This is a genomic window from Nordella sp. HKS 07 (genome assembly GCF_011046735.1).
Lineage (GTDB): Bacteria > Pseudomonadota > Alphaproteobacteria > Rhizobiales > Aestuariivirgaceae > Taklimakanibacter.
This window is the reverse complement of sequence record NZ_CP049258.1, coordinates 1,239,319-1,251,846: the sequence shown is the minus strand read 5'-3', so window position 1 is coordinate 1,251,846 and position 12,528 is coordinate 1,239,319. Positions and strand designations below refer to the sequence as shown.

The window sequence follows — 12,528 nt, the reverse complement described above, 5'->3', positions numbered from 1 at the left end:
AAGTTCCTGTTGCAGTGACTTAATGTCAGTCTAGTTTTCGCCCATCTGCGGCCCGAGGCCGGTCCGCATGAAGTGGGGGGCACATGGAACGGCATATCAAGGCGGCAACTCAGGCTGTATCGCTCACACGGCGCGTGGGCCGTGTCTTTCGCAGCCGGCTGGCTTTGACGACCGTCCTCACCGTTGTGCCCTTCATCGGCTATGGCCGTCAGGCCTTCGCCGCCTGCGACCCGACAGACCCGTCGACCTATATCTGCAGCGGCGACAGCGGGAGGCAGACCATCACTGCCGACAATGCCACTGTCACGACGGTGGCGGGCTTCAGCGTATATACCGACGCAGGCAGCGGCATCGTCATCACCGGCGACGGTCAACTGACCTTCATCGACACCAACGCCTCCTCCATCAGGAGCACCGACTCGGCCGGGCTTGCTGTCATCTCGACTGGCAATGACGAGATGAGTGGCGGGGTGACGATCGAGACCAACGGCAATATCAGGGGTGCCACCTATGGCATCTACACCCGCAATTACGGGAACGGCGACCTCTCGGTTACGGCCGATGGCGCTGTAGAGGGGGAAAATTCGGACGGCATCCATGCGCGCAACGATGGTAATGACCTGACGATCACCGCCGGCGAGGGTAGCGTCATCTCTGGTCGCGATGAAGGTATCGAGGCCTTCAATGAGGGGATAGGCGAACTCACCGTCACGGCCGAAGGCGAGGTGGCCGGTAGGAATTATGGACTGCTGGCCGTCAATCGGGGTTCGAATCTCGAGATCACCGTCGGCGCGCAAGGCGCCATCGCGGGCGGGGATACTGGGATCATCGCCGATAATCAGGGTGATGGGGATCTGGATGTCAACGTGTACGGCCAGGTGACCGGGGAAGGCTATAGCGGCCTCTATGCCAGAAACGAGGGTACCAATCTCACGATCACCACCGGTGTCGGGAGTGTGATCATCGGAAAGGGGCTGGCCTATAGAGAGTATGACGAAGGCCCCGGTCATGGCATCGATGCACGCAACTACGGCGAAGGCAATCTCGCCATCACGGTCAATGGCCGTGTCGAGGGCGAGGACGGTGACGGCATATTTGCCGGGAATGGCAACTGGGACAGCAATGATGGCGCCGATCTGACTGTCACCACCGGTGCGCAAAGCAAGGTTACCGGAAGTGACGATGGCATCGACGCGGAGAACAACGGCCGTGGCAAGCTCGAGATCACCGTCAATGGCACGGTTATCGGCACCAGGAACAGCGGCATTGAAGCAGAAAATTCAGATTCCGGCACCAGCCTCAAGATCACCACTAATGTTGGAAGCGTTGTCGAGGGAGACGATGACGGCATCGATGCCGAGCAATATGGCGACGGCGATCTTACGATCGTCATCTATGGAAGGGTGACCGGTTCTAGCGATTACGGAATTGATAGCGAGAATTATGGAACCGGCGACACAAGGATCGTCATCGGCGCCAGCGGTCTCGTCGAAGGCGCCGGCAGCGCCATCGATGCCTATTCGGATGACGGCCAGGACATCTCGATCATCAATGATGGTCTGGTGCGCAATCTGTCCGGCCGTTCGGACTACCTCGCCATCGAGACCGATGGCGGCGAGACAGAGATCACGAACAATGGCAATCTCATCGGCATCGTGAACCTCGGCATCGGTGGAGAATCCGGACAATTCAACGATGACCGTCTCGACAATGCCGGCTTCTGGAACACCGCCGGCGGCGCGAACCTGTTCGGGGGCGGCGACGACGTGGTCACCAATTCCGGCACGCTGCTGGCCGCCAATGATGCGACGCAGGTTGAGAGAACGCGCCTCTTCGGTCTGGAACGTTCACCAATTCCGACGGCTTGATCTCGCTCGCCGACGGGGCGATCGGCGATCGGCTCGAACTTCGCGGGGATGGCGAGGGGAACTCGACCTATTTCGCCAGCGAGGGCCGGCTCGCGGTCGATGCCGTGCTCGGCGGCGGAGCTGGCGGCGAAGCCGACATGCTGGAGATCGACGGCAGCGTCGGCGAGGACGGAACGACCTGGATCTCGGTCAATGTCCTCGATGCGCTGGGCGCCAATGTCGTCGGCATTCCGGTGGTGGGAGTGTCGACCGGTAACACCGTCGAGGGTGATTTCCAGCTCGCGGGTCCGCTCAATGCCGGCTTCTACGCCTGGGATCTGAGATACGATGCCGAAAACAATGTGCATGAGCTCTACAGCTCCGGCATCGGCGTCGGGGCTTACGAGTTCGCCGCCGGCATCACCGCCGCGCAGGACATGTGGTTCCAGTCGACCGGCGTGCTGCTGCAGCGCCAGGCCGATCTGAGATCGGTCATCGCCGGCATGCTGGTCACCCCGGTCGCCGACTTCACCGAGCCGGTCGAGGCGACGCCGGTCGCCAGGCTCCTGCCGGGCTTCTGGATGAGGGGTGTGGGCGCCTGGCTCGAGCGCGACGACGAGCAGAACGGTTTCACGCTGGACCGCAAGCAGACGGTGCTCGGCGGCATGGCGGGCTTCGACTTCGGCCTGGAGAATGTCGGCGGCCAGGGCGATGCGCTGATGTTCGGCCTGTTCGGCGGCTATCTCGGCTCCGATCTCGACTTCAAGGATACCAACACCGAATGGAGCTATAGTGGCCCGTCGCTTGGTGTCTATGCGAGCTATCTCAATGGCGCCTTCTATGCCGATGCGACCGTCAAGGCGGACTTCCTCAATATCTCCATCGACCCCGAGGATCTGGCGCAGGCGGCGGATGAGTCCGACACCGACGGCCTCAATATCGGCGCCATGATCGATGCCGGCTACAAGTTCGGCGCCGGCGTCGGCGCCTTCTTCGAACCGCAGGCCACCTTGGCGTTGCTCCACACCTCGATCGACGATGTCGATATCTTCGGCGGCACGGTCGAGTTCGACGACGAGACGAGCCTGCGCGGCCGTCTCGGCCTCAGGCTCGGTTATGACCACGCGGCGAGCAATGCGGTGGTCTATTCGTCGGATGTGACGGCGAGCGTGTGGCAGAACTTCTCGGGCGAGAACGGCGCGACGATCATCGACCCGCTGATCCCGGCCTTCGGCGTGGCGGACGATCCGGCCCAGACCTATGGCGATGTGTCGCTCGGCTTCAGTGCCACGGCGCCGGAAGGCTGGTCGGGCTTCCTGCGTGGCAACTACCAGTTCGCCGACGACTACGAGGCTTTCGCCGGCAATGCCGGGGTGCGAGTCGCCTGGTAGGCGACGGCTTGTGTTCTACCGTTGATTTTTGTTTCGTGACGGCGACAAGACGATGGGCCGGTTCGGACCATGTGCCGAGCCGGCCCGGAGTCGTGCCTGCTGTTAGACCTATCATCCTCATCCTGAGGTGGCCGCGATGCGGCCCTCGAAGGATCGCTTCATCCTGACGGATGCTTCGAGGCTCCCCCGGCTCAAGGCCGGGGTCGCACCTCAGCATGAGGGTGTTTTGAGAAAAGCCTTTCCTTCTTGAGTCATCACGCTCTAACGGCGCAGTGTGTGGAATTTGTTTCGTGACAGCGACAAGACGGCGGGCCGGCTCGGACTTTATACCGAGCTGGTCTGGAGTTGTGGCCGCCCACCTTGATCCTGAGTGTGCGGTTTAGGATCGACGATCACGATTTCAAAATCCACTTCCTCACTCGCTCCAGGCGTGTCGCCGTCGCTCAACCGGGCCTGGGCCGCCACTCTATCCTCGCTATCGATCACCATCTTCAGGAAGGCTGCCTGCGCGCGCAGATCGCCCTTGGCCGCGGCGGCGGTCAACGCCCTGATCACGCTGAGCGCGACAGGCATGCTGATTTCCTCGTCATCCACAGTCATCTTGGTGAGGCGAAAGGCTTCTTCGAGGATGAGCGCCTGTAGGTCGCGCGCCGCCGATTTCGGCCGGTTTCGGCTGCCTTTCGGCCGTCCGTCCGGATTTCCCGACTGGCCTTTCCGGAAACGCCTCCCGACCGGCGGGCGGCCATAGCCAACGCTTGAAGAGGATGTCTTGCCGTCGTTCATCGCACGCCTCCGAATTTCACTTCACTTCGTGGGCTTGTGTTCCCTATAAGCCCGCGAAGTCAAGGCGGCGCGGCAAATTCGATATGGCCCCGCTGCTTTCGCGGCGAGGCCAAAAATCGCTGTAGATCCCTGTAAATCCCCAGTTAATTCCCCTGCAAAGTACAGGGTAGTATGAGCGGAACGTCAGGCGCGGCGCTTCACGCCCGGCAGCACGCAAAGCATCTCGAAGAGGAGATTGGCGCCGGTGAGGGCGGTGTTGCCGCTTGGATCGTAAGGCGGCGACACTTCGACGAGGTCGCAGCCGACGAGGTTGAGACCCCAGCAGCCGCGGATGATCTCGAGGCCCTGAATGGTGGTGAGGCCGCCGATCTCGGGCGTGCCCGTGCCCGGCGCGAAGGCGGGATCCAGGCTGTCGATGTCGAAGCTCAGATAGACCGGGCCCTTGCCCATCTGCTGGCGCACTTCATCCATGAGCGGGCTCAGCGACTTGTGCCAGCATTCCTCGGCCTGGACGACGCGGAAGCCCTGCTGGCGCGGCCAGTCGAAATCATCGGCCGCATAGCCGGTGGCGCGCAGACCGATCTGGACGCAGCGCCTGGTGTCGAGCAGCGTATCCTCCACCGCGCGGCGGAAGGGCGTGCCATGGGCAATCTTCTCGCCGAACATGTTCTCGTTGATGTCGGCATGGGCATCGACATGGATGAGGCCGACGGGGCCGTATTTCTCCGCCATGGCGCGCAGGATAGGATAGGTCAGCGTGTGGTCGCCGCCGATCGTCAAGGGCTTGCACCCCTTGGCGATGATGCCGCGATAGGCATCGGTGATGATGTCCATGTTCTTCGGCAGGTTGAAGGTGTCGATCGCCACATCGCCGATATCGGCCACCATCAGGCTGTCGAAGGGGGCGGCGCGCGTCGCCATGTTATAGGGGCGGATGAGGCAGGATTCGGCGCGCACCTGGCGCGGGCCATAACGCGTGCCGGCGCGGTTGGAGGCGCCGATATCCATCGGGATACCGACGAAGCAGGCATCGAGGCCCTCGGTGCCGACCTGCGTCGGCAGGCGCATCATGGTGGCTGGGCCACCGAAGCGCGGCATCTGATTGCCGCCCAAGGGCTGATTCAACGTACGTGTCACTTTACACCTCATACAGGCTGGACTTCGGCCCACAGGTGGCACGATGAGCCTGGATAGGCAAGGGTCCCACACGGCAGCCGCGACCTGGCGCCGCGTGCCACTGTCCCCGGGTTTTCCCCTTCTCCCGCTTGCGGGAGAAGGTGGCCGAAGGCCGGATGAGGGTGTTCTTTGGTGAAAGTGAATAGAGCCTCATAGAGCGCGCCGCCCGAGCCAACACCCTCACCCGCCCTGTCGGGCACCCTCTCCCGCGAGCGGGAGAGGGGGAATACTTGGCAGCGCCGCGTCGACCGTCACCGCAGCCCAGCCGCCTCGGCAATCTATATTTCGATGCTCCGGCCTTGTGCGTGATGGTGATCATCTTGATCTCGGTCATGGCTCAGAGCCTATGCATGCCGCCGAGCCGCGCGCTAGGTAGCAGGCCGTGCACAAGTTTAGACTTTCGGTCGTCGCGGTTGAAAACCGGGCCATATTCCTATTTGGTAACTATTGGAGGACCGGTATGGCCAGGCTGACACAGAGCTATGTACACGGGGTCGGCGATACCCCGCTGATCGGCCAGACGGTCGGCGCCTTTTTCGACGACGCGGCCCGGCGCTGGGCGACAAGCGACGCGCTGATCGTGCGCCATCAGAAGGTGCGCTGGACCTATGCGGAGCTGAAGCAAAGGGTCGATGACTTCGCCGCCGGCCTGCTGGCGCTGGGTCTCGTTCCCGGCGACCGGGTCGGCATCTGGTCGCCAAACAATGCCGAATGGGTGATCACCCAATTCGCCACCGCCAAGGCCGGCCTGATCCTGGTCAATATCAACCCGGCCTACCGGCTCGCGGAAGCCGACTACGCCCTCAACAAGGTCGCCTGCAAGGCGCTCGTCACCGCCAGCCAGTTCAAGACCAGCGACTATGTCGGCATGCTCAATCAGCTCCAGGCCGACGGGCGATTGCCGCATCTCGAGACGGTCATCCGGATCGGCGGCGCTGTACCCGGCATGCTGGGCTTCGACGATATCGCCGGTCTCGCCAAGCCCGAACACCACAAACGGCTGGCGGATCTTGCGGGTGAGCTCCAGTTCGACGAGCCGATCAATATCCAGTTCACCAGCGGCACCACCGGGTATCCCAAGGGCGCCACGCTCACCCATCACAATATCCTCAATAACGGGTTCTTCATCGGCGAGACGATGAAGCTCACCGAGAAAGACCGCATCTGCATCCCGGTGCCGCTCTATCACTGCTTCGGCATGGTGCTCGGCAACATGGCTTGCATCACCCATGGCTCGGCCATGGTCTATCCGGGCGAGGGCTTCGATCCGCTGGCCGTGCTGGAGACCGTCGCTGCGAAGCGATGCACCGGCCTCTATGGCGTGCCGACCATGTTCATCGCCGAGCTCGGCCATGCCGATTTCAAGAAATTCGATCTCTCCTCTTTACGCACCGGGATCATGGCGGGCTCGCCCTGTCCGATCGAGGTGATGAAGCGGGTGGTGAGCGAGATGCATATGAACGACGTCACCATCTGCTACGGCATGACGGAGACGAGCCCGGTGAGCTTCCAGACCTCGCCCGACGATCCGCTCGAAAAGCGCGTCGGCTCGGTCGGGCGCATCCATCCGCATGTCGAGGTCAAGATCGTCGACGCCGAAGGCCGCATCGTGCCGCCAGGTGTCGCGGGCGAATTGTGCACACGCGGCTATTCGGTGATGCGCGGCTATTGGGACGATAAGGAAAAGACGGCGGAAGCCATCGATCCGGCGCGCTGGATGCATACCGGCGATCTCGCCACGCTCGACGAGGAGGGCTATTGCAACATCGTCGGGCGCATCAAGGACATGGTCATCCGAGGCGGCGAGAATATCTATCCGCGCGAGATCGAGGAGTTTCTGTACCGGCATCCGAAAGTGCAGGACGTACAGGTGATCGGCGTGCCCGACCAGAAATATGGCGAGGAACTGTGCGCCTGGGTCAAGCTCAAGGCCGGCGTCGTCTGCACGGATGAGGAGATACGCGGCTTCTGCCAGGGCCAGATCGCCCATTACAAGATCCCGCGTTATGTGAAATTCGTCGACGCCTTCCCGATGACGGTGACCGGCAAGATCCAGAAATATCTGATGCGCGAGCAGGCTCGCCAGGAGCTCGGCCTCGAGGAAGAGAAGACGGCATGATGGGAGCTAAGTGAGGCATGGCACAGAGCAATTTCGGCCTCGATTTCGACCTCGGCGAAACCGCCGAGATGATCCGCGACACGGTTTCGACCTTCGCTCAGGCCGAGATCGCACCGCGTGCCCAGGAGATCGACAAGAGCAATGAGTTCCCGCGCGATCTGTGGCCCAGGCTGGGCGAACTCGGCCTGCACGGCATCACGGTCGAGGAGGAATTCGGCGGGCTGGGCCTCGGCTATCTCGACCATGCCGTGGCGATGGAGGAGGTGAGCCGCGCCTCGGCGTCGGTGGCGCTCTCCTATGGCGCCCATTCCAATCTGTGCATTAACCAGATCCGCCGCAACGGTTCGGATGAGCAGAAGCGCCGTTATCTGCCGAAGCTCATTTCGGGCGAGCATGTGGGCGCACTCGCCATGTCGGAGCCGGGCTCGGGCTCGGACGTCGTGTCAATGCGCACCAAGGCCGAAAAGAAGGGCTCCAAATACATCCTCAACGGCAACAAGATGTGGATCACCAATGGTCCGATCGCCGACACGCTGTTCGTCTATGCCAAGACGGACCCTGCCGCGGGGCCGAAGGGTATCACCAGCTTTCTGATCGAGAAGGGCTTCAAGGGTTTCCGCACCGCGCAGAAGCTCGACAAGCTCGGCATGCGTGGCTCCGACACGGGCGAGCTCATCTTCGAGGATTGCGAGGTGCCGGAAGAGAATGTCGTCGGCGACGTCAACAAGGGTGTGCGAGTGCTGATGTCGGGGCTCGATTATGAGCGCGCCGTGCTCGCCGCCGGCGCCGTCGGCATCATGCGCACGGCGCTCGACGTCGTGTTGCCCTATGTGCACGACCGCAAGCAGTTCGGCCAGCCGATCGGCACCTTCCAGCTGGTGCAGGGCAAGCTCGCCGACATGTATGTGCTGATGAACGCGGCGCGCTCCTATGTCTATACGGTGTGCAAGGCCTGCGACCAGGGCCGCGTCACCCGCGAGGATGCGGCGGGCGCCATCCTCTTCGCCGCCGAGAAGGCGACGCAGGTGGCGCTCGACGCCATCCAGCTGCTTGGTGGCAACGGCTATATCAACGACTTCCCGACCGGGCGCCTGCTGCGCGACGCCAAGCTCTACGAGATCGGCGCCGGCACCAGCGAGATCCGCCGCATGCTGATCGGGCGAGAGCTCTTCGAGAAGTCGGTGTAGGGGATGGGATTCCGAATGACGCAATCGGCGCATGTCACCCTCGCCCCTCAAAGAGGGGAGAGGGTAGGGGCCCGCCGCAAAGCGGCGGGAAGGGTGAGGGGCTTCTTGCAGGCATTTCCGCATCCGTCCCAGAGGCCCCTCACCCTCCCATTGCTGCGCAATGGGTCCCTCCCTCTCCCCGCTTCGCGGGGCGAGGGTAAAGCGCGAGTCCGCGCCCCATGACCACTCTCAAGAGCGATATCGATCCCGGCTCCGACAAGTTCAGGCGCAATGAAGAGCATATGCGCGGGCTCGTCGATGATCTGCGCAAGGTCTCCGGCGCCATCATGCAGGGTGGGCCCAAGGCATCGCGCGACAAGCATGAAGCGCGGGGAAAACTGCTGCCGCGTGAACGCGTCCTGCGCCTGCTCGATCGCGGCTCGCCCTTTCTCGAAATCGGCCATCTTGCCGCGCATAAGATGTATCACGGCGAGGTGCCCGCGGCCGGCCTCATCGCCGGCATCGGGCGCGTCTCCGGCCGCGAATGCATGATCGTCTGCAACGACGCGACGGTGAAAGGCGGCACCTATTTTCCCCTCACCGTCAAGAAGCACTTACGCGCCCAGGAGATCGCCGAGCAGAACCGGCTCACCTGCGTCTATCTGGTCGATTCAGGTGGCGCCAATCTGCCCAATCAGGACGAGGTGTTCCCCGACCGCGACCATTTCGGGCGCATCTTCTTCAACCAGGCCAATATGTCGGCCAAGGGCATCCACCAGATCGCGGTGGTGATGGGCTCCTGCACGGCGGGCGGCGCCTATGTGCCGGCCATGGCGGATCAGAGCATCATCGTGCGCGAGCAGGGCACGATCTTCCTCGGCGGCCCGCCGCTGGTGAAAGCGGCGACCGGCGAAGTCGTAAGTGCGGAAGATCTGGGCGGCGCCGATGTCCACACTCGGCTTTCGGGCGTGGCCGATCACCTGGCGCAGAATGACGAGCACGCGCTGGCGCTGGCGCGGCGCGCCATCGCGCATCTGCAGATCAGGAAGCCCGGCGATCTCGTTCTGCGCGACGCAAAACCGCCGCAACACGATCCGGCCGAGCTCTATGGCGTCATGCCCCCAACCTCGCGCGAGCCCTTCGATGTGCGCGAGGTGATCGCCCGCATCGTCGACGGCAGCGAGTTCGACGAGTTCAAGGCGCTCTACGGCAAGACACTGGTCTGCGGCTTCGCTCATATCGCTGGCATGCCGGTCGGCATCCTCGCCAATGACGGCATATTATTCTCGGAATCGGCGGTGAAGGGGGCGCATTTCATCGAGATCTGCTGCCAGCAGCGCATCCCGCTGCTCTTCCTGCAGAACATCACCGGCTTCATGGTCGGGCGCAAATATGAGAATGAAGGCATCGCCAAGCACGGCGCCAAGCTCGTCACGGCGGTGGCGACAGCGCAAGTGCCGAAGATCACGGTGATTATCGGCGGCAGCTTCGGCGCCGGCAATTACGGCATGTGCGGCAGGGCCTATTCGCCGCGTTTCCTGTGGATGTGGCCCAATGCCCGCATCTCGGTGATGGGCGGCGATCAGGCGGCCAATGTGCTCGCCACCGTCAAGCGCGACGGTCTCACGGCGAAGGGCGAGAGCTGGAGTGCTGAAGACGAGGAGGCCTTCAAGGCGCCGATCCGCGAGCAATATGAGCATCAGGGCCATCCCTATTTCGCCTCGGCGCGCTTGTGGGATGACGGCGTCATCGATCCGGCCGAGACGCGCCGTGTGATCTCCCTGAGCCTGTCGGCCGCCCTCAACGCGCCGATCCCCGAAACCCGCTTCGGCATATTCAGGATGTGAGTGATGGCATTTATCTCTCCAGCGATCGCCGAGAACCCCTCGCCCCGCTTCAGCGGGGAGAGGGTAGGGGCCCATTGCGCAGCAATGAGAAGGGTGAGGGGCATGCCGATTACGTCTGACGGGCCCCTCACCCCTCCCACCGCTTCGCGGCGGGGCCCTCCCCTCTCCCCGCTGAAGCGGGGAGAGGGTTATTGCGAGCAATGCTCATCATGCTGAAGTCAGTTCTCATTGCCAATCGCGGCGAGATCGCCTGCCGGGTCATCAAGACGGCGAGGCGTCTGGGCTTGCGCACCATCGCCGTCTATTCGGACGCCGACGCGGATGCGCTGCATGTCGCCATGGCCGACGAGGCCGTGCGCATCGGCGGGCCCTTTGCGCGCGACAGCTATCTCAAGATGGACGCGGTCATCGCGGCGGCGAAGCAGACAGGGGCCGAAGCCATTCACCCCGGCTATGGCTTCCTCTCCGAGAATGCCGGCTTCGCCCAAGCCTGCGCCGAGGCGAAGATCGTCTTTGTCGGGCCGCCGGCTTCCGCCATTCGCGCCATGGGCGGCAAGAGCGAAGCCAAGGCGCTGATGGCGAAGGCCGGCGTGCCGCTGGTGCCGGGCTATCACGGCGACGACCAGGATCCGGCCAGGCTCGAAAAGTCAGCCGACGAGATCGGCTATCCCGTGCTCATCAAGGCTTCCGCCGGTGGCGGCGGCAAAGGCATGAAGGTTGCCCAGAAGAAGAGTGAATTCCGCGACCAACTCGCTTCGGCCAAGCGCGAGGCGCAGAACTCCTTCAGTGACGACCGGATGCTGATCGAAAAATATCTGACCCGGCCGCGCCATGTCGAGATCCAGGTCTTCGCCGATACGCACGGCAACTGCGTCTATCTCTTCGAGCGCGACTGTTCGATCCAGCGCCGACATCAAAAGGTGATCGAGGAGGCGCCGGCCCCCGGCATGACGGTGGCCCTGCGCCAGCGCATGGGCGAAGCGGCGGTCACCGCGGCGAAGTCGATCGGCTATGTCGGCGCCGGCACGGTTGAGTTCCTGCTCGACGCGGACGGCTCCTTCTATTTCATGGAGATGAATACGCGCCTCCAGGTCGAGCATCCGGTGACCGAGTTCATCACCGGCCTCGATCTCGTCGAATGGCAGTTGCGAGTCGCCGCGGGCGAAAAGCTGCCGCTTGCCCAGGACCAGCTCGTTCTCAATGGTCATGCGCTCGAAGTCCGGATCTATGCCGAGGATCCCGACCGCGATTTCCTGCCGCAGACCGGGCGCATCACGCATCTGCGTTTCCCGGCCGAAACCGCGCATGTGCGGGTCGACACCGGTATCACAGAGGGCAAGGCGATCAGCACCTATTATGATCCGATGATCGCCAAGCTCGTCGTGTGGGACCGCGACCGCGGCGCCGCGCTGGCGCAGCTGCGCCGGGCGCTTGCCGAAACCGAAATCTCCGGTCTCGTCACCAACACCGCCTTCCTGGCGAAGCTCGCCGGCAACAAGGCCTTCGCCAAGGCGGATCTCGATACCGGTTTCATCGGCAGGCATGAGAAGGAGCTTCTGCCCAGCGTGCCAGCGGCCGGCGATGAGGCTTTATTGCTGGCGGCCACTGGCCTTCTGCTGAGCGGCCGTTCAGTGGCCGAGGACGATCCGTGGTCGGTGGCCGATGGCTGGCGACTTTATGGCGGTGGCCAGGATCACCTGTCCCTGATCGATATCAGCGGCGGCCAGGCGATCCACAGAATCGTCTTCGACTATGCCAAGGGCGGTTTCGTCTTCCATCTCAAGAAATCCACTATGCTGGTGACGGCCACCCTGTCGTCCGAGGGCCGGCTCGGCGCCGAACTCGGCGGACGCCGGGTTTGGGCGGGCTTCGCCAAGAGCGGCGACGACGTCACCCTGTTCCTCGACGGCGCGAGCTACCGCATGAGGCAGGCGCCCATCGCGATGGAAGACGAAGGGGCTGAAGCGGCGGCGCTCAGGATCATCGCGCCGATGCCGGGCCGGATCATCGCCGTCCATGTGGCAGAAGGCACACAGGTCGAAAAAGGCGCCCCTCTCGCCGTTCTGGAGGCGATGAAGATGGAACATGTGCTGAAGGCCGGTCATTCCGGTACGATCGAGCATGTCGGCTGCAAGCCGGGCGATCAGATTCGGGAAGGCCAGGAGCTTTTACGCTTTGCGGCCCCGGGCTGAATCCGTC

Annotated in this window: 8 protein-coding genes; 6 read left to right on the top strand and 2 right to left on the bottom strand. The window is 63.1% G+C overall.

The window, feature by feature from the left end; translation table 11 throughout:
* Window positions 1–83: 83 nt before the first annotated feature.
* A complete protein-coding gene (locus G5V57_RS06015; RefSeq protein ID WP_165166646.1) occupies window positions 84–1,868 on the top strand; it encodes a hypothetical protein in 1,785 nt (594 codons plus the stop codon).
* On the top strand, window positions 1,865–3,238 hold the full coding sequence (locus G5V57_RS06010; RefSeq protein WP_165166645.1) for an autotransporter domain-containing protein: 1,374 nt from the start codon (window positions 1,865–1,867) through the stop codon (window positions 3,236–3,238). Before G5V57_RS06015 ends, G5V57_RS06010 begins: the two co-directional genes overlap by 4 nt.
* 324 nt (window positions 3,239–3,562) lie before the next feature.
* Here the strand turns inward: G5V57_RS06010 and G5V57_RS06005 are convergent, their stop codons facing one another.
* Window positions 3,563–4,021 carry a DUF5681 domain-containing protein gene (locus G5V57_RS06005; protein ID WP_165165500.1) on the bottom strand — a complete coding sequence of 153 codons (459 nt, stop codon included), beginning with the start codon at window positions 4,019–4,021 and terminating at the stop codon, window positions 3,563–3,565.
* A 183-nt stretch (window positions 4,022–4,204) separates the two neighbouring features.
* Window positions 4,205–5,119: an agmatinase gene (speB, locus tag G5V57_RS06000; protein WP_371744809.1), complete on the bottom strand. Its 915-nt coding sequence runs from the start codon at window positions 5,117–5,119 to the stop codon at window positions 4,205–4,207.
* Between the two features lie 538 nt (window positions 5,120–5,657).
* On the opposite strand from speB, the gene G5V57_RS05995 reads away from it, so the two are divergent.
* The 4 genes from G5V57_RS05995 (at window position 5,658) to G5V57_RS05980 (ending at window position 12,521) form a co-directional block, all read left to right on the top strand.
* Window positions 5,658–7,316: an AMP-binding protein gene (locus G5V57_RS05995; RefSeq protein ID WP_165166643.1), complete on the top strand. Its 1,659-nt coding sequence runs from the start codon at window positions 5,658–5,660 to the stop codon at window positions 7,314–7,316.
* Between the two features lie 17 nt (window positions 7,317–7,333).
* Complete coding sequence (locus tag G5V57_RS05990) at window positions 7,334–8,503, top strand: isovaleryl-CoA dehydrogenase (RefSeq protein WP_165166642.1); 1,170 nt, start codon at window positions 7,334–7,336, stop codon at window positions 8,501–8,503.
* Between the two features lie 218 nt (window positions 8,504–8,721).
* Complete coding sequence (locus G5V57_RS05985; protein ID WP_165166641.1) at window positions 8,722–10,329, top strand: carboxyl transferase domain-containing protein; 1,608 nt, start codon at window positions 8,722–8,724, stop codon at window positions 10,327–10,329.
* Window positions 10,330–10,538: 209 nt separating this feature from the next.
* Entirely contained in the window at window positions 10,539–12,521 is a 1,983-nt protein-coding gene (locus G5V57_RS05980; RefSeq protein WP_165166640.1) for an acetyl/propionyl/methylcrotonyl-CoA carboxylase subunit alpha, read from the top strand.
* Window positions 12,522–12,528: the final 7 nt, after the last annotated feature.